The sequence below is a fragment of the Actinomadura sp. DC4 genome, assembly GCF_030406325.1.
Taxonomy (GTDB): domain Bacteria; phylum Actinomycetota; class Actinomycetes; order Streptosporangiales; family Streptosporangiaceae; genus Actinoallomurus.
Genome location: NZ_JAUEQY010000051.1, coordinates 14310 through 32946, shown reverse-complemented (window position 1 = coordinate 32946; position 18637 = coordinate 14310). Strand labels below are relative to the sequence as shown.

At 71.4% G+C, this 18637-nt stretch carries 13 protein-coding genes; 5 read left to right on the top strand and 8 right to left on the bottom strand.

The features are described from left to right. Positions 1-13: 13 nt before the first annotated feature. From QWU11_RS44905 to QWU11_RS44890, 4 genes are all read right to left on the bottom strand, one after another. The gene (locus QWU11_RS44905) at positions 14-265 is read right to left on the bottom strand and encodes a hypothetical protein (RefSeq protein ID WP_290120727.1); all 252 of its coding nucleotides are present in this window, start codon (positions 263-265) and stop codon (positions 14-16) included. After that, positions 262-663 carry a DUF2089 domain-containing protein gene (locus tag QWU11_RS44900; protein ID WP_290120726.1) on the bottom strand — a complete coding sequence of 134 codons (402 nt, stop codon included), beginning with the start codon at positions 661-663 and terminating at the stop codon, positions 262-264. The genes QWU11_RS44905 and QWU11_RS44900 overlap by 4 nt, the downstream gene beginning before the upstream one ends. A gap of 369 nt (positions 664-1032) precedes the next feature. Next, complete coding sequence (locus QWU11_RS44895) at positions 1033-1869, bottom strand: universal stress protein (protein ID WP_290120725.1); 837 nt, start codon at positions 1867-1869, stop codon at positions 1033-1035. Positions 1870-1923: 54 nt separating this feature from the next. Further along, positions 1924-2862, bottom strand: a complete 939-nt coding sequence (locus QWU11_RS44890; RefSeq protein ID WP_290120724.1) for a universal stress protein — start codon at positions 2860-2862, stop codon at positions 1924-1926. A 191-nt stretch (positions 2863-3053) separates the two neighbouring features. On the opposite strand from QWU11_RS44890, the gene QWU11_RS44885 reads away from it, so the two are divergent. Further along, the gene (locus QWU11_RS44885) at positions 3054-4094 is read left to right on the top strand and encodes a zinc-dependent alcohol dehydrogenase family protein (protein ID WP_290120723.1); all 1041 of its coding nucleotides are present in this window, start codon (positions 3054-3056) and stop codon (positions 4092-4094) included. A 93-nt stretch (positions 4095-4187) separates the two neighbouring features. Beyond that, complete coding sequence (locus tag QWU11_RS44880; RefSeq protein WP_290120722.1) at positions 4188-5021, top strand: universal stress protein; 834 nt, start codon at positions 4188-4190, stop codon at positions 5019-5021. 10 nt (positions 5022-5031) lie between these two features. On the opposite strand, the gene QWU11_RS44875 is transcribed toward QWU11_RS44880, so the two are convergent. The 3 genes from QWU11_RS44875 to gap are packed head-to-tail and all read right to left on the bottom strand — an operon-like array spanning position 5032 to position 9323. Then, positions 5032-5622, bottom strand: a complete 591-nt coding sequence (locus QWU11_RS44875; protein WP_290120721.1) for a CBS domain-containing protein — start codon at positions 5620-5622, stop codon at positions 5032-5034. Positions 5623-5628: 6 nt separating this feature from the next. After that, positions 5629-8310: a pyruvate, phosphate dikinase gene (gene ppdK, locus QWU11_RS44870; protein ID WP_290120720.1), complete on the bottom strand. Its 2682-nt coding sequence runs from the start codon at positions 8308-8310 to the stop codon at positions 5629-5631. Then, positions 8310-9323 carry a type I glyceraldehyde-3-phosphate dehydrogenase gene (gene gap / locus QWU11_RS44865; RefSeq protein ID WP_290120719.1) on the bottom strand — a complete coding sequence of 338 codons (1014 nt, stop codon included), beginning with the start codon at positions 9321-9323 and terminating at the stop codon, positions 8310-8312. The genes ppdK and gap overlap by 1 nt, the downstream gene beginning before the upstream one ends. A gap of 169 nt (positions 9324-9492) precedes the next feature. Between gap and QWU11_RS44860 the strand changes: the two genes are divergently transcribed. Together QWU11_RS44860 and QWU11_RS44855 are read left to right on the top strand one after the other, a co-directional pair. Further along, positions 9493-12111 carry a cation-transporting P-type ATPase gene (locus QWU11_RS44860; protein ID WP_290120718.1) on the top strand — a complete coding sequence of 873 codons (2619 nt, stop codon included), beginning with the start codon at positions 9493-9495 and terminating at the stop codon, positions 12109-12111. 121 nt (positions 12112-12232) lie between these two features. After that, positions 12233-13126 carry a universal stress protein gene (locus QWU11_RS44855; protein WP_290120717.1) on the top strand — a complete coding sequence of 298 codons (894 nt, stop codon included), beginning with the start codon at positions 12233-12235 and terminating at the stop codon, positions 13124-13126. 104 nt (positions 13127-13230) lie between these two features. Here the strand turns inward: QWU11_RS44855 and QWU11_RS44850 are convergent, their stop codons facing one another. After that, positions 13231-15876 carry an acetate--CoA ligase family protein gene (locus tag QWU11_RS44850; protein WP_290120716.1) on the bottom strand — a complete coding sequence of 882 codons (2646 nt, stop codon included), beginning with the start codon at positions 15874-15876 and terminating at the stop codon, positions 13231-13233. A 135-nt stretch (positions 15877-16011) separates the two neighbouring features. On the opposite strand from QWU11_RS44850, the gene QWU11_RS44845 reads away from it, so the two are divergent. Continuing rightward, entirely contained in the window at positions 16012-18630 is a 2619-nt protein-coding gene (locus tag QWU11_RS44845) for an HAD-IC family P-type ATPase (protein WP_290120715.1), read from the top strand. Positions 18631-18637 lie beyond the last annotated feature (7 nt).

Below are 18637 nucleotides of genomic sequence, written 5' to 3'. Positions count from 1 at the left end.
TCTTTCCTCTGACTCATCTGACGCTTACCAGCACGGCCGTCCGGCCCTGCTCGATCTCGAACCGGGTGCCGGGTAGCGCCCACAGCAGTTGCCCGGCACCGCGCAGCGCGCCCATCGGGCTGACCCGGGTGGCCACGCATGCGACCAGTCCGGCCAGCAGCAGCAGCGGTGAAAGCACCAGCAGGACCGGCAGGAGAGGGACGTACAGCCCTAGCCGGCGGCCGCCGGGACGGCGACAGCGCACGGTCACCAGCTGCGGAATCATCGGGACCTCTCCAGTTCGGCCAGCGCCTCCTGGGCGCTGATCTCCCCTCGCCGCAGGCGGTCAACGACGTCGGCACCGGTGGGCCCCGGGTCGGTGTCGATGAAGTCGAGGTGCTCGGAGATCCGGTTGAGCCGGGACTTGATCGTCGGGTAGCTCACTCCGAAGATCCGCTCCATCTCCTTGATCGAACCGTGTGACCGTACGAACGCGGCAACGAACACCTGGTCGTCGACGCCGAGCTGAGCCAGCTGCGGCGGCTCGAACTGCCCCTCGACCACGATGCCGCTGCCGGCCAGGCGGACCCGCTCGACCACGAACGGCCGTCCTTGCGTCAGGTCCGTCAGTTCCTGCCAGTCCACCCTCGGCCCCTCACTCTTGGCGACGCGAACAAGGTTCATTTGTATCTTGATTTTCTTAATCTCTCAACACATAAATATTGATTTTCTTCACCGACTTCGTCACTCGTGATCGGTGTCCCCCTGGCGGCCAGCTGTTCGGACAGGCTCGAGCTGCCGGTGATCGTGACCTCTGGCGGGCGGCGCGGATCCCGGGCACTGCGAGGAGTCCCACCGTTCCGAGGCCGACCAGAGTTCGCGGCCGGCACGACGCTGGGCGTACGACTAGGCCTGCATGACCGCCAAGGACAGCGCGGACGGTACCAGCCCGGCCGTCGAGTGCTCGGCGTGCCCGGCACCCATCAGGGTCCGGATGGCATCGACCATCACGTAGGCGGCGAGGAGCGGCCGGCAGGCGCTCCGTCATCGGGCTCAGGACACGATGGCGACCGGGCAGGGGGCGTAGTGGGTCATGTACTGGCTCACCGAGCCCAGCAGGCCGCGTACGTCGCCGTGGCCGCGGCGGCCGACGACCAGCAGCGTCGCCTCCTCTGCCGCGGACAGCAGTGCCCGCCGGGGCGGCGTCGTGACGAAGAAAGTGCGTGCCGGCACGTACGGATACTTCTCACACCACGGAGCCACCGCCCGCTCGAACCGCGCAGCGGCTTCCTTGGCCTGTTCGCCCATCTCCCGCGCATCGCCGGGCTCCACGCCTGATTCTTGGGCACTGCAGACGAGATGCACACCGACGCCCCGTAGGGCCGCCTCCTCGAAGGCGAACGAGAGAACGGCGCCGCTCGCCGGAGAGCCGTCCACGCCGGCCACCAGGGGCCCTTCCTCGGTGACGGGCGTCTCGCGGACCACGACGAGGGGGCAGTACGCGTGCGCCGCGAGCCGTGCGGCGACGGAACCGAGAAGGAGACCGTCGAAGCCCTCGTTGCCCCGATGCCCGACGACGAGCAACGCCGCCTTGCCCGACAGGCCGAGCAGTGTTGCGGCCGCGGGGCCGCGCACCGCTCTTCCAAGGACGGTCAGCCCGGGGGCAATGCCCCGGGCGATGATCGCGCCGGACTCGGCCGTGTGCTCGCTCATGCTCTGGAAGGTGTCCAGGATCTCCGGGCCGCCCGGTTCCATCGGGAACGGCCAGTGCCACACGTGGCACGCCGTCAGCGGCGACTTCCGCAGCCGCGCCTCGCGGACGGCCCAGCGCAGGGCGAACCCGCTCTCGTCCGAGCCGTCGTACCCGACGAGGATCTCGGCGCTGTCCATGATGGTCTCCTTCGCCCGTTGCCACAGAGGTCTCGGGGAATGACGGCGCCCACGTCAAAGACGAAGGTCCTGTCGAACATCGGCCGACGGTACGACGGCCACCGGACAGTGCGCATGGTGCAGAAGTGTGTGACCAACCGAGCCGAGCAGCAGCCCGGCGAAGCCACCACGGCCCCGGGTGCCGACGACGAGGAGATCCGCCCGTGCGGAGACTCCGCCGAGAACCCGCGCGGGACGGCCCTGGACGATCTCGGAGAGGACCTCCACGTCCGGATACTTCTCCCGCCACACGGCGAGCGTCTCCTCCAGAGAACGGCTCTCCTGTTCGGCCCCGATCTGCGCCTCGTAGACGATCGGCTGCATGGTCCCGGGTCCGTACGAGGCGGGATGCGACCAGACGTGGACGGCCCTCAGCCGTGCCTTGCGCAGGCTCGCCTCCTCGAACGCGAACCCGAGCGCCGCCCCGGAAGGCTCCGCCCCATCCACGCCCACCGCGACCTCCCGGCGGACGGCGGGTTCCAGGTCCCGCACGACCACGGCCGGGACCGGCGTGTGCGTGACCACCTGCAGCGTGGTGGATCCGAGCAGCAGGCCCGCCAGCGTGCCGGCCCCACGGCCGCCCAGCACGACCATCGCGACGTCCCGTGCCGTCTCCAGCAGGACCCGCGACGCCGGACCGGGCACCGCCTCCGCTCGCACGTCGACCTCAGGATCACATTCGTGCGCCGTGGCCACCGCCTGGTCGAGGATCTCCCGGCCGCCGGTGAGCAGCCACTTGCGCACGGCGCCCAGCCTCGGGTCGACCGGAACGTCGTACAGCCACGGCGCCTCGGCGTACAGAATCCTCAGCGAGAGTCCCCGGCGTGCCGCCTCATCGGAGGCCCACTCGACCGCTCGCAGGCTGTGGTCCGACCCGTCCGCTCCAACGACGATCTCGTTCATCATCTGCTCTCTCTCCACACCGCAGGCCGAGCCGCATCGCGGCTTCGTCACCCGTTCAGCACAGCGCGTACGCGAGGGCCGGCACAGGCCGAAAGGTCCCGGCGGAGACGGCGTTGGTCCCGTTCCGTTCTCGTACGGCCACGTGACCTTCAACCTCGGTCCAGCAGGACGTAAGGCCCTGCCGTCGGAAGGCCATCGCGACCACGCTTGCGATGAAAATCGTTGGACGGCGGGAGAGGGAAATGCGAGCGCTTGTCTATCACGGACCGGGCGACAAGGCCTGGGAGGAAGTCCCGAAGCCGCAGGTCGTCGACGACACCGACGCGGTCGTACGGGTCGACGCCGTCACGATCTGCGGTACCGACCTGCATATTCTGAAAGGCGACGTGCCCGCGGTGACCCCCGGGCGCATCCTCGGCCATGAGGCCGTCGGCACGGTCGAGAGCGTCGGCGGCGGCGTGAAGACGGTCAAGCCGGGCGACCGTGTCCTGGTCTCCTGCATCACCGCGTGCGGGAGGTGCCGATTCTGCCGCGAGAGCCGGTACGGGCAGTGCCTCGGTGGCGGTGGCTGGATCCTGGGCCACAAGATCGACGGCACCCAGGCCGAGTACGTTCGCGTGCCGTTCGCCGACACCTCCGCCTACCCGATACCCGACGGCGCCTCCGATGAGGAGACCCTCATGCTGGCGGACATCCTGCCGACCGGCTACGAGGTCGGCGTCCTCAACGGAGAGGTCCGGCCCGGCGACGTGGTCGCGGTCGTGGGATCCGGACCCATCGGCCTGTCCGCGATCATGGGAGCGCGGCTGTTCAGTCCCAGCCACGTCATCGCCATCGACCTCGCCGACAGCCGGCTCGAGGCGGCGAAGCAGTTCGGCGCGGACGTCACCGTGAACAACGCCCGCCAGGACCCGCTCGCCGTCGTCCACTCCCTCACCGGCGGGCTCGGGGCCGACGTCACCATCGAGGCCGTGGGTGTACCGGCGGCGTTCGAGCTCGCCGTTCGACTGGTACGTCCCGGCGGGCACGTCGCCAACATCGGCGTCCATGGCGAGCCGGCCACACTGCACCTGGAAGAGCAGTGGATCAGGGACATCACCATCCGCACCGGGCTGGTCGACACGTACTCCACGCCCACCCTGCTGCGTCTGGTCGGCGGCCACCAGGCCGACGCCGGGCGGTTCGTGACCCACCACTTCGCCATGGACGACTTCATCCAGGCGTACGAGGTGTTCGCCGACGCAGGTGAGTCGGGCGCGCTCAAGGTGGTCCTGACCCGCTGACGCCCATCGGGTGCCTGGGAGCGCACCGGCTCCCGGGCATCCGGCCCTATCGCCGGCACCGATCCCGGTGCTCGGCACATCCAGGAGGCACCCATGTCAGTTCTCGTCGGAATCGACGACTCCGTCCAGGGCACCGCCGCCCTGCGCTGGGCCGCACGGGAGGCGGCCCTGCGGAAGACCTCTCTGCGGATCCTTCACGCCTTCCCGTGGTCGATGCCCGGTGTCGTCGCCGACCCGCGTCATCTGCAGATGTGGGACGCCGCCCAGCGCCTCGTCGCCGAGGCGGAGTACTGGGCGAAGAGCATCACTCCGGAGGTCGGCACGGAACTGGTCACAGGGGGCCCGTCCCAGTCACTCATCCGGCGCTCCGACGGAGCCGAGATCGTCGTGGTCGGCACCCGAGGCCACGGCGGCTTCCACGGACTCCTCATGGGATCGGTGGCGTCGCAGGTCGCCGGGCACGCCTCGTGCCCCGTCGTGCTGGTCGGCCCGGAGACAGAGCCCACGGCACGGGAGGTCGTCCTCGGAGTGGGCGACCGGCCGAAGGAGGAGACCCTCGGCATGGCCTTCGGCGAGGCCGCCCTGCGCGGCGCGCCGCTCCGGGCGCTGCGCGCCTGGCAGCCGTACGGCTCCACCGGACCTGGTGGCCTGGCACCGCTCGTCCCCGACGCCGAAGACGTCCGGCACGGAGAGGAACTGCTGGTGGCCGGCGCGCTCGCGCCGTGGCAGGAGAAGTATCCCCGCGTATCGGTCGTGACGTCGGTCGTCTCCGACACCCCGGCCCACGCTCTGGTGAACGTCTCCGGCGGCGCCGCGCTGCTCGTCGTCGGCGCGCGCGAGCACGAGGAGTTCCTCGGTCTGCCGCTCGGCTCTGTGACGCACCTCCTGGCACATCACGCGAAGTGCCCTGTCCTCATCGCCCGCTGACCGGCACCGCTCACCGATGGTGAACGACCCGGACCACTCCCGGCACCGTGCGGGCGATCACGTCGGCGATCCCCGGCGGGTCGTCCTCGCCGTACAGCTCGACGACTCCGTCGTGGACCTCCACTCGTGTGGTCGCGGTCCCAGGGGCGGCCGCCTCCAGGGCGGTGAGGACGTCTTCTCGGATCCGCTCGTCGCCATGGGCGAGCATCCGCATCAGGTCACGCCGGCTGACGATGCCGACCGGCGCGCCGTCGCGTACGACCGGAACGCTCTTCACGCGTGTCCTGATCATCAGGTCGACGAGGGCGAGGACGTCATCTGTCTCGCGTGCGGTGCGCACGTCTGACGTCATGACCTCCTCCACGGTCGCCGGCGGTGGCGATCCGGGCGAGGCGGCGGGGCCCTCACTGGCCCGCGGGTCCGGCTCGAACTCGCCGCGCAGCAGGTCCATCTCGCTCACGATCCCCGTCATCCGCCCCCGCCGGTCGAGCACGGGGGCGGCGGTGATGTTCCGCTCGTACAGCAACCGCACGGCCTCCCGGACGGTGGACCCGGCCGGCACGGTCACCACCGGCGCCGTCATCACCTCACGGACCAGCACCGTCGATCACCTCCGGCTTTCCGCGGCGGCGGCGCGCGCGGCCTCGAGCCGGGCGACGGGCACCCGGAACGGGGAGCAGGAGACGTAGTCCAGGCCCACCGTGTGGAAGAAGTGCACGGACGCGGGGTCACCGCCGTGTTCGCCGCAGACGCCCAGTGCGAGGTCCGGCCGGGTGGCGCGGCCTTCTCGTACGGCGATCTCGATCAGCCGGCCGACGCCTTCCAGGTCCAGCGTCTCGAACGGCGAGGTCTGGAAGATCCCCTTGTCCAGATAGGGCGCGAAGAACGCCCCTTCGACGTCGTCGCGGGAGAAGCCCCACGTCGTCTGGGTGAGGTCGTTCGTGCCGAAGGAGAAGAATCGCGCCTCGCGCGCGAGCCGTCCGGCCGTGAGCGCGGCCCTCGGCAGCTCGATCATCGTGCCGATCGGGCACCGTACGTCCACGCCCGTCTCTTCGGCGACCCGGGCGAGCACGGTCCTCGACTCCTCCGCGACGATCGCCAGCTCGGCAGTGGCGCCGACCAGCGGAATCATGATCTCCGCGTGCGGGTCGCCACCGGCCTTCCGGCGCTCGGCGACGGCCTCTCCGATCGCCCGTACCTGCATCGCGAACAGCCCCGGGACCACGAGCCCCAGCCGGACGCCGCGCAGGCCGAGCATCGGGTTCTGCTCGTGCAGACGGCGGACGGCCTCCAGCAGGCGCGCCTGTTCCGCGTCGGGCCGGGCGCGTTCCTCGGCGAGGGCGACCCGTACCGACAGCTCGGTGAGGTCGGGCAGGAACTCGTGCAACGGCGGGTCGATCAGCCGGATGGTGACCGGCAGCCCGTCCATCGCCCGCAGGATTCCGGTGAAGTCCCGCCGCTGCAGCGGCAGCAGGGCGTCCAGGGCCGCCTGCCGCTCCTGCGGTGTGTCGGCGAGGATCAGCCGTTCCACCAGCGGCCGGCGTTCGCCGAGGAACATGTGCTCGGTCCGGCAGAGTCCGATGCCCTCCGCCCCGAACCGGCGGGCTCGCTCCGCGTCTTCCGGAGTGTCGGCGTTCGCCCGTACTCGCAGCCGGCGCCTCTCATCGGCCCGGGACATGATCCGGTCCACGGCCGTCACCAGGTCGGCGGACCCGTGCGGGTGCGACCGGCCTTCGAAGTACTCCACGACGGCCGACGGCACGACCGGGACCGTGCCGCGATAGACCGCCCCGCTGGAACCGTCGATCGAGATGAGGTCGCCCTCCTCGATGACCACGCCCCCTGGGGCGACGCAGCGGCGGCCGGCGAGGTCGACTTCCAGCGTCTCGACCCCGCATACGCAGGTCTTGCCCATGCCGCGAGCGACCACGGCCGCATGCGAGGTCTTGCCGCCGCGACCGGTCAGGACGCCCTCCGCGGCGATCATCCCTTCCAGGTCGTCGGGGTTGGTCTCGTGCCGGATGAGGATCACCCTCTCCCCCTCCAGCGCCCGGCGCACGGCGGTGCCGCTGTCGAAGACGGCCCGGCCGACCGCCGCACCGGGCGAGGCGTTCACGCCTCTGGCGATCGGCTCCACACCGGCGGTGGTGTCGAACCGGGGGAACATCAGCTGTGCGAGCTGCGCGCCGGACACGCGGTGGAGCGCCTCGTCGGCGTCGATGAGTCCCTGCTCGGCCAGCTGCGTGGCGATGCGGAAGGCGGCCGCGGCCGTGCGCTTGCCCACCCGCGTCTGCAGCATCCACAGCCTGCCGCGCTCGATGGTGAACTCGATGTCGCACAGATCCCGGTAGTGGTCCTCCAGGGTCTTCATGATTCCCAGCAGCTCTTCGTACGCCTCCGGGTTGATCCGCTCCAGCTCCTGCAGCGGGACCGTGTTGCGGATGCCGGCGACGACGTCCTCGCCCTGGGCGTCCGTCAGATAGTCGCCGTAGACGCCGGGGCGGCCCGTGCCCGGATCCCGGGTGAAGGCCACGCCGGTGCCGGAGTCCTCACCCAGGTTGCCGAAGACCATCGCCATCACGTTCACGGCGGTGCCGAGGTCGTCGGGGATGTGCTCACGCCGCCGGTAGACCCGCGCTCGGTCGCCGTTCCACGACGCGAAGACGGCGCGGATCGCGAGGTTCAGCTGCTCGACCGGGTCCTGCGGCATCGGGCGTCCGGCGTGACCGACGATGAGCCGCTTGAACGTCTCGGCCAGGGCCCGCAGGTCCTCGGCGTCCAGGTCGAGGTCATCGGTGACCTCTCTCTCCTGCTTGGTCTCCTCCAGTGCGGCTTCGAAGAGCCCGCCGTCCACGCCGAGCACCGTCGTGCCGAACATCTGGATGAGACGGCGATAGGAGTCCCACGCGAAGCGCTCGTCGCCCGACCGCTCGGCCAGTCCCGCCACCGAGGAGTCGTTCAGCCCGATGTTGAGGATCGTGTCCATCATGCCGGGCATGGAGAACCTCGCCCCGGACCGGACGCTGACCAGCAGTGGATCGTCCGGCTGGCCGAGCCGCCGGCCCGTCCGCTTCTCCAGTGCCTCCAGATGGGCCATCACCTCGTCGTGCAGTTCCCGGGGCTCCGCTCCGCTCACCAGGTAGGCGCGGCAGGCCTCGGTCGTGACCGTGAAGCCCGGCGGCACGGGCAGGCCGAGGTTGGTCATCTCGGAGAGATTCGCGCCCTTGCCTCCGAGCAGGTCCTTGAGCTCCTTGTTCCCGGAGGCGAAGTCGTACACGTACCTGGGCATCATGACTCCCGTGTCGCGGTCGGCGCGTTCTCCGCGCCGAGCATGTGTTCGACCAGGTCGGCCAGCCGGTTCGCGTAGCCCCACTCGTTGTCGTACCAGCCGAAGACCTTGACCAGCTCACCGGCGGAGCGGGTCAGGGGGGCGTCGAAGACACATGAGGCGGGGTCACCGAGGATGTCGCGCGAGACGATCGGGTCGGTGTTGTACCGGAGGACGCCCTGCAGGCGATCCGCGGCGGCGGCGGCGAAGGCCGCGTTGACCTCCTCCTGGCCGACGCGGCGGCTCAGGACGCAGGCGAGGTCGACCAGGGAGCCGTTCTCGACCGGCACCCGCAGCGCCATTCCGTCGAAGCGGCCGGCGAGCTCGGGGATGACGACGCCGACGGACCGGGCCGCCCCGGTGCTGGTCGGGATCATGTTGACCGCGGCGGAACGGGCGCGGTGCAGATCCTTGTGCGGACCGTCCAGGAGCATCTGGTCGCCGGTGTAGGCGTGGACCGTCGTCATGTACCCCTTGTCCACGCCGAACGCCTCGTGCAGCACCTTGGCCATCGGCGCCACGCAGTTGGTCGTGCAGGAGGCGCCGGAGACGACGTCGTGCCGCGCCGGATCGTAGGTGTGCTCGTTCACGCCCATGACCAGGACCGCGTCGACGTCCTTGGCCGGCGCCGAGATGAGGACCTTCCGGGCGCCCCGCTTCAGGTGACGTGCGGCCGTCTCCCGGTCGCGGAGCCGGCCGGTCGACTCGATGACGACGTCGACGCCCTCCCAGTCGAGGGCGTCCGGGTCCTTCTGCGCGGACGTCGCGATCCGCCGGCCGTCGACGAGCAGGGCCGAGCCGTCATGACCGACCTCATGGCCCAGCGGCCCGTACGTGGAGTCGTACTTCAGCAGATGCGCCAGTGTCGCGGTTCCGACCAGGTCGTTGACCGCGACGACCTCATGTCCGCGCTTCAGCGCGCACCGCAGATAGTTCCGGCCGATACGGCCGAAGCCGTTGATCCCGATCCGCATTTTCTTCTCCCTGCGCCGATGTCGCCCCAAGCATCCGGGTCCGGCCGCGGCAACGCCTGGGCCGAAGGTCCCGCTCGGGCGGGCGCAGGTCCCGTTACGGCGAGACGGCCCTGCCGGTGAGGACCTTCGGCCCGTTCGCTTCGGCCGCACGGGGCGGAGTGTGAGGAACATGACGATCTCCGCCACCACCCCTGACCCTCGTGAACCGCTGGCCCTGCTGCGCCATGACCTCGACTCCGGGCCGCACGGCCTGTCGGCGGGGGAGGCCGAACGCCGCCGCGCCGTGGCCGGCCCCAACGAGGTGCGCCGACGCCGAGGCGGCTCGCTTCTCACCGACGTGACGCGCCAGCTCATCCACCCGCTCGCGCTCCTGCTGTGGGTGGCAGGCGCCCTCGCCTTCGTCGCGGGCACGCACGTGCTGGGCGTCGCGATCGTCGCCGTCATCATCGTCAACGCGGCGTTCGCGCTGCTGCAGGAGCGTCAGGCCGAGCGTGCCGTCGAGGCACTGGCGGAGTACCTGCCCGAGCGCTGCCGGGTGATCCGCGACGGCCGGGAGCATCCGGTGGACGTCCGGGACGTCGTCCCGGGAGACCTGGTGCTGATCGCCGAGGGCGACAAGGTGCCCGCCGACGCCCGGCTGACCGACGGCGCCCTGGAGATGGACATGTCCATGCTCACGGGCGAGTCGGTTCCGGTCGAACGGGTCGCCGGGTCGTCGCAGGACGGCGTGGCGCCGCTCCGTGAGCCCAACCTCGTGTTCAGCGGTACGACGTGCACGGGCGGACAGGCCACGGCCGTCGTCTTCGCCACCGGCGACCACACCGAGCTGGGCCGCATCGCGGCACTCAGCCAGCACACCGTCCGGGAGCAGAGTCCACTGGAGACCCAGGTCAAACGCGTCGCCTGGCTGATCGCCCTGGTCGCCGGCGGCATGGGCATCGCGTTCCTGTTCGCCGGTGTGGCCGCCGGTATGTCGGTGGCGGCGGCGTTGATGTTCGCCATCGGACTGCTCGTCGCGAACGTACCCGAGGGCCTGCTGCCGACGATCACACTCGCGCTCGCCGTGGGCGTGCGGGCGCTCGCCCGCCGCGGCGCCGTCGTCAAGCGATTGAGCGCGGTCGAGACGCTGGGCTCCACCTCGGTCATCTGTACCGACAAGACCGGGACGCTGACCTGCAACCGGATGGTGCTGCAGACCGTCTGGACGCCGCACGGCTCGGCCGAACGCGGCGCCGCGGCCACCGGCTTCGGTGAGCTGGCGACCGCGATGGCCGAGTGCACGACGGTCGGCCGGGACGATTCGGCGGCGCTGACCGGCGACCCGACCGAGATCGCGCTCGTCGAGGGCGCGGAGTGGCTGGGTGAGCCCGCCGACCTCGCGGCGCGCGACAGGCGACGGCGAGCGCTGTTCCGGTTCGACCCGCGACTCCGCCTCATGTCGGTGGTCACCGAGGGCTCGGCGGTGGTCAAGGGCGCTCCCGAGGCCGTACTGCGCCGGGTCGCCGACCCCGGGCAGGCCTCCGCGGCGGCGGCCCGGATGGCCGAGCGAGGGTTGCGGGTCCTCGCGATCGCCACGCGCGAGGTGAGCGGCCCGGTCCCCGCCCTGCGCGAGGACGTCGAGCACGACCTGCGGCTACTCGGCCTCGCCGGTCTGTACGACCCGCCGCGGCCGGAGGTCGCGGACGCCGTGCGCCGGTGCCATGACGCCGGGGTACGGGTCCACGTCGTCACCGGCGACAACGGCGTCACGGCGGCCGCGGTGGCACGCGAGGTCGGCATCGGCGTACCCGGCCTGCACGTCGCCGCCGAGGCCGAGGAACTCAGCGATCACGACCTCGACGCGTTGCTCGACCAGGACACCGAGGTCGTCTTCGCCCGCTCGGCACCGGAGACCAAGCTGCGCATCGCCGACGCCCTGCGCGCCAAGGGTCTGGTCGTGGCCATGACCGGAGACGGGGTCAACGACGCTCCCGCGCTGCACCGCGCGGACATCGGCGTGGCCATGGGCCGGTCGGGCACCGACGTCGCTCGCGAGGCCGCCACCATGGTGCTCACCGACGACAACTTCGCGACGATCGTCGGAGCGATCGAGTCGGGCCGCCGCGTCTACGACAACGTACGGAAGTTCATCCTGTACATCTTCGCGCACGCCGTCCCGGAGATCGTGCCGTTCCTGGTCTTCGCGCTGAGCGGCGGAGCGGTGCCACTGCCTCTGACGGTCCTGCAGATCCTCGCGATCGACCTGGGCACCGAGACACTGCCCGCGCTCGCGCTGGGACGGGAACCCGCGGAGCCGGGCATCATGGGGCGCCCGCCGCGTAAGAGGTCCGACAGCGTCATCAGCGCCGGCCTGCTCGTCCGGGCCTGGGGTTTCCTCGGCGTCATCTCGGCGGCGCTGGTCATGGCCGCCTTCTTCTTCGTCCTCCTGCGGGCCGGGTGGCGTCCCGGCGACGCCACCGGACCCCACGCCCCGCTGCACCACGCGTACGTCCAGGCGACGACCGCGACGTTCGCCGCGATCGTCATGTGCCAGGTCGGTACGGCCTTCGCCGCCCGCACGGACTACGCCTCCCTGCGCCAGGTGGGTGTGCTCAGCAACCCGATGCTGCTCTGGGGAATCCTCTTCGAGGTCGCGTTCACGGCGTTGCTCGTGTACGTGCCGCCGGTCCAGGGCCTCTTCGGCACCACCGCGCTGCCCTGGGACGTGGTCGCCCTCATCGCGACGTTCCCCGTCGTCGTCTGGGGCACCGACGAACTACGGCGCTGGACCGTACGGAGGCGGCGCTGAGCGCGTGTACTCGCGGGACGGGGGTCATGGCGCGGACGGGACCTTCAGCCCTGTCCGAGTCGCCGCGCCGGGCGAACGATGGACCACATTCGTCGCCGTAGAAGGAAAAGAGGGGTTTCCCATGACCGGGAACAGCATTCACAGGCCGATCGTGGTGGGCGTGGACGGGTCGGCCGCGGCACTGCGCGCGGCGCGCTGGGCCGCCGACGAGGCCGCCCGCCGGCGTCTCCCCCTGCGGCTGGTGCAGGTCATCGACGTCGTCTCGGCCACCGGCGGGTTCGCGCCGCCCCGGAGCTTTTTCACGACGCTGGAAACGGAGGGACGGCGGCAACTGACCGAAGCCGAGGCCGCCGTACGCCAGGACCACCCCGAGCTGGAGATCGAGCCGATCCTGCGGACCGCGGGTCTGGTGTCGACGCTGATCGCACTTTCCGAGGACGCTCAGCTGATGGTCCTGGGCGCGCGAGGTTCCGGCGGTCTCCTGGCCGGTTCCACCGCGATCGCTCTGGTCGCCCACGGCCACAGTCCCGTCGCGGTGATCCGTGGCGGCGAGACCGACGAGGCGCCGCCGTCCGAGGGCCCGGTGGTGGTCGGCGTGGACGGCTCCCCGATCAGCGAGCCGGCCCTCGCGATGGCCTTCGAGGAGGCGGCGATGCGCGGCACCGACCTGGTGGCCGTGCACGCCTGGGTCGAGTTCACCTCCGACACCGCGTACGCGACCGCTCGCCAGTTCCTGGTCGACTGGGAAGCGGTCGAGACGCGCGAGCGCGAGATGCTGGCGGAACGGCTGGCCGGCTGGCAGGAGAAGTACCCGGACGTCGCAGTGCGGCGCGTCGTCACCGGCGGCCGGCCGGCAGGACGTCTGCTCGACGCGGCCGAAGACGGGCAGTTGCTGGTGGTGGGCAGCCGGGGGCGTGGCGGGTTCGCGGGCATGTTGCTGGGCTCCACCAGCCAGGCGCTGATCCACCACGCGCCGTGCCCGCTGATGGTGGTCCGCCCGTCCGCTGCGGACTGACGGCCCGGGCCGGTGGCGGAGCGATGGCCTCGGCCGCTCTGCCACCGGCCCGGCCGCCACCTCGATCCGACGTACGCGCGACGCATGCCGCCGGCGTTGATGGATCAGCGCATACGGCGGAGGTACGGGTCCCAGTGGCGCTGTGGGATCACGCGTACACGGGCGTCGACCGCCACCACGCCGTCCGGGCGGGCGATGATCGGGTTCAGATCGAGTTCGGCGATGTCCGGATGCTCCTCGGCAAGGCAGGAGAGCCGCAACAGCGCGCTCCGCAGTCCCGCGATGTCGACGGCCGGCCGGCCGCGGTGGCCGAGCAGCAACGGTGCACTGCGGACCGAACGGATGAGCTCCTCGGCGTCGAGGTCGGTCAGCGGGGTGAGGCGAGCGCCGGTGTCCCCGAGCACGTCGGTGGCGACACCGCCGAGGCCGAAGACGACCAGCGGCCCGAAGACCGGCTCCTGGGTGATGCCGCACAGGACCTCGACGCCTTCCGGTGCCATCCGCTGGATCAGAACACCATCGAGCCGGCCGTCGAACCGCTCGGCCATCGCCTGGTACGCACGTCGCACCTCGTCCTCTCCCCGCAAGCCGAGCACGACGGCGCCCGCGTCGGACTTGTGGACGACGCCGGGTACCTGGGCCTTGAGCACGACCGGCTCGCCGAGCTCGGCGGCGGCCTGGACCGCGTCGTCGGCGGATCCCACCATGCGCCACTCCGCCAGCGGAAGCCCGTACGCGGCGAGCAGGCCCATGCTCTCGGCGGGGCTCAGCCAGCCGCCCTCCGGGCACCGGCTCAGGTGCGCGGTGATGATCTCTTCCGCGTCGGCGCGTCGTGTACCGGGCAGGTCGGGCAGCCGACCGTACGGCCGGGCGCGCCATCGCCCGTACGACCAAGCCGACGCCAGCGCTCGCGCCGCGTTCTCCGGGTAGGCGTAGGACGGGACGCGCCGCCCGTCACCGTGACGTACGTCCACCGACTCGGGCTGGCCGAGCACGACGGCCGCCAGCGGCTTGCTCACGTCACCCGCCGTGACCACGGAAACGAGATCAGAGGCCGCGGTCGGCGCCACGATCATGATGACGGCGTCGACACCGGCATCCGCGGCCACCAGCTCGACGCAGCGGCGGAACCGGTCCGGTGCGATCCCCGCGCCCGTGTCGACCGGGCCGGCGCAGGCCGCCCCGGGCGGTAGCAGTCTCCCGAGCGCTTCACGGGTCGTGGCGGACGGCTCGGCGACCGACAGGCCGACGTCGGCGCACGAGTCGGCGGCCAGCACGCCGGCGCCACCGGCGTTCGACACGATCGCGACCCGCGGGCCTGCCGGCACCGGCTGGCACGCCAGGAAGGCGGCGGCGTCCAGCAGCTCGCCGAGACCGTGCACGGCGACGATGCCCGCCTGCCGGAAGAGTGCCTCGCGTGTGACGTCCGGCGTCGCTGCCGCCGCCGTGTGCGACGCCGCGGCGCGCAGACCCGCCTCGGACCGTCCCGAGACGACCGTCAGCAGCGGAATCCGCCGGCCGACCCGGCGCGCCGTACGAGCGAACTTGCGGGGGTTGCCGAATGACTCGACGTGGATCAGGCCGAGCCTGGTCCCGGGGTCGGACTCCCACCACTCCAGCATGTCATTGCTGCTGACGTCGTACTTGTCACCGACCGAGGCGAAGGTCGACACGCCGATGCCCAGCCGCGACAGGTGATCGCGGAGCGCGATGCCGACGCCGCCGGACTGAACGACCACCCCCGCCTCTCCGGCGATGGGGCGTGAGGCGGCGAACGTCGCGTCGAACCCGGCGGCGGTGTTGGCGATGCCGAGACAGTTCGGCCCGACCAGGCGCATGCCGTACCGGTGGCAGATCGCCGTCAGCTCGCGCCCGTCGACTCCGGAGGTGATGACCACCAGCGAGCGGACGCCGCGACGGCCGCACTCCTCCGCGACCTGCCCGACCGCCTCGGCCGGGACGGTGACCACGGCCAGGTCGACCGGCTCGGGCAGGTCGGCGGCCGACCGGAAGCACGGCACACCGCCGAGTTCCGCTCCCGCCCTCGGGTTCACCGCGTACACCGGGCCCCGGTAACCGGACGCCAGGACGTTACGGAGGATGAGCGCGCCGATGGAGGTCACGCGGCGGCCCGCGCCGATGACCGCGAGGGACGCCGGGCGGAGCAGGTGTTCGAGGCTCCTCACGTCGGCACTGCGCTCTCGCTCCGCGACGGCGTCCCGGTAACGGGCGTCCGGGGCGAGCGGCATGGTGAACTCCACGACACCGCCCTCGCTGTGGCGGCGGAGCGAGAGCCCCGCGTCGGCGAACAACCGCTGCACGGCGTGGTTCTGCGCGAGCGTGTCGGCCGAGAACGCGCGAACGCCCCGTGTACGGGCCAGAGCGGCGAGGTGTTCGAGCAGCAGGGTCCCGACGCCCCGCGCGTGCATCCAGTCCGCCACGGCCAGGCTCACCTCGGCGACGCCTTCCTCACCGGTCGCCTCGTAACTCGCCACGCCCACCAGGCCGCCGGCCACCCACGCACCCATGGCCGCGTGGCCGGCTCCGGGCGGACGGCACATACGGTCGGCGATCTGACCGCCGATGTCTCCGCTCAGGCTGAAGAATCGCAGGTACAGGTTTTCCGGCGACATCCCCGCGTGCAGGCGCCGTACCGCCTCCCGGTCGGCGGAGCCGGTCTCCCGGATCTCCGTCTGCGTACCGTCGATGAGCAGCGCGAAAACGGCGTCGGATACCGCGGGTTCTCTCATGGGCACAGCCTCGGCCTTCGACCGGGCTGCGGCAGCGGCCGGAGGTCCGGGCTCCACGGGACCTTCGGCCCGTACCCGGACGCGACGGGACCTTGGACTCTGCTCACGGTGCCATGACCGGTGGATCTTGGGGGCATGACAACCACGATGCGACCGGCCATCGACGTCCACGACCAAGGTGTGTGGGAGCTGTCCGCCCGGGACGCGCTGACCGCCTCGGACGTCGACGCCGAGACGGGGCTGAGCGCGGCCGAGGCGGCGACCCGGCTGGAACGCTGGGGTCCCAACGCGCTGCCGCCGGCCCGGACCCACGGCCCGCTCGTGCGTTTCCTGTTGCAGTTCCACAGCCCGCTGATCTACGTCCTGCTCGTGTCGGCCCTCGCCGCGGCGCTGATCGGGGAACGCGTGGACGCCGCGGTCATTGTCACCGTCCTCATCGTCAACGCCCTGGTCGGCTTCGTCCAGGAGTCCCACGCCGAAGGCGCCCTGGCGGCACTCGCCGCGATGACCGAGACGACCAGCACCGTCCTACGGGACGGGACCCGGCGGCCGGTACCCTCCGCGGCCGTCGTCCCCGGAGACCTGATCATTCTGGACGCCGGCGACAAGGTCCCGGCCGACCTGCGCATCGTGGAGAGCCACGAGCTGCGCACCGATGAGTCGGCGCTCACCGGGGAGTCGGCCCCGGTCGCCAAACACGTCCGTGCGGTCCGGGCGGGCACGCCGCTCGCCGACCGGCGCAACATGGCCCACTCCGGGACTCTTGTGACGAGCGGCTCCGGCGTCGGCGTCGCCACGGCGACCGGCACTCGTACCGAGATCGGGCTGATCCACGGTCTCATGCGGCGGACCTCATCCCGTCAGACACCGCTCACCCGCAAGATCGCCACGTTCAGCCGGTTCGTCACCGTGGCGGTGCTGGTCCTCGGCGCCGCGACGTTCGCGATCGGTATCGCACGCGGTCAGTCCGCGGCCGAGATGCTCGCCGCGGCCATCGCCCTGGCCGTCGGCGCGATCCCAGAGGGACTGCCGGCGATGGTCACGGTCGCGCTGGCGTTCGGCGTGGCCCGTTTGGTGCGGCGCAAGGTGGTGGTCCGCCGGCTTCCCGTGGTCGAGACGCTCGGCAGCACCACCGTCATCTGCACCGACAAGACCGGCACCCTCACCGAGAACAAGATGACGGTCGTCGCTCTCGTCGCCGGCGGCGAGACCCACGACCTGCCCGGCCCGGAGGACGACGAGGCCGTACGAGAGTGCCTGATCGCGGGCCTGGCGTGCAACGACGCCCGGTTGCTGCCCGGTGAGGAGATCTCCGGTGACCCGACCGAGGCCGCACTGCTGGTCAGCGCGGCCCGAGCCGGGCTGACCGAGGCCCCGTCCCGCCTCGCCACGGTGCCCTTCAGCTCCGAACGCCGCTTCATGGCCACGTTGCACCCCGGGGTCGTCTACGTCAAAGGCTCGGTCGAACGCGTCCTCGACCTGTGTACCCGTCAGCTCGACCGCGACGGCCGTGCCCAGACGCTCGACCGGCCCGGCGCCCTCGCGGCGGCCGAACGACTTGGCCACGACGGCCTGCGGGTGCTCGCGTTCGCCCGTGCCGAGGTCTCGCCCGAGATCTTGACGCTGGCGGAAGCGGATCTGCCTCCGCTCGTGTTCCTCGGCCTGCAGGGGATGTACGACCCGCCGCGCGCCGCCTCCGCGCCGGCCGTACGGGCCTGCCGGGACGCGGGGGTCCAGGTCAAGATGATCACCGGAGACCACGCCGCGACCGCGCAGGCCGTCGCCGAGCGCATCGGCCTGGACGGGCCGGTCATGACCGGAACCGACCTGGAGCGCTGCGCCGACGACCGGCTCCCCGAAGCGGCCGAGCGGACCACCATCTTCGCCCGGGTCTCCCCCGAGCAGAAACTCCGGCTCGTACGCGCGCTGCAGAGCCGCGGCCACGTGATCGCGATGACCGGCGACGGCGTCAACGACGCGCCCGCGCTCAAACGCGCCGACATCGGGGTGGCGATGGGCCGCGGTGGCACCGAGGTCGCCAAGGAGTCGGCGGACATGGTCCTCACCGACGACGACTTCGCCTCCATCGCGGCCGCCGTGGAAGAGGGCCGCGGTGTCTTCGACAACCTGACCAGGTTCATCGTCTGGGCGCTCCCCGCCAACCTCGGCCTGGGCCTCGTTCTCATCGCCGCGATCGCCGCCGGAACCACCCTGCCGCTCCTGCCGATCCAGGTGCTGTGGCTCAACATGACCGCGGTGCTGGTCCTGGGGCTGCCGTTCACCCTCGAACCCACCTCACCGGAACTGATGCGGCGCCCGCCACGAGATCCGTCGCGCCCGCTGCTCACCGCCGACCTCGCCGGCCGCGTCCTGCTGGTGTCCGGCATCCTGCTGGCCGGCGCCTTCGGCCTGTTCCACTGGGATCTCGCGCACGGCGCCTCGGTGGCCGAGGCCCGTACCGTGGTCGTCAACGTGTTCGCGCTGACGCTGACGACCTACCTGTTCAACTGCCTGTCCCTGGAGCGTCCGCTGCTGTGGGCGGGGGTGCGCCGTAACCCCTCGATCGTCGCGGCCGTGCTGGCCCTGGCGGCTCTGCAGGCCTTGTACACCTATCTGCCCTTCTCCCACCACGTGTTCGGATCCGCGTCCCTCCACCCCGCCGCCTGGCTGCGCGTGACCGTGGTGGCCGTCGTCTCCTACGTCGTCATCGAGGCGGTCAAGGCTCTCCACGCGGCACTGACCCATCAGCGCTGATCGCCGG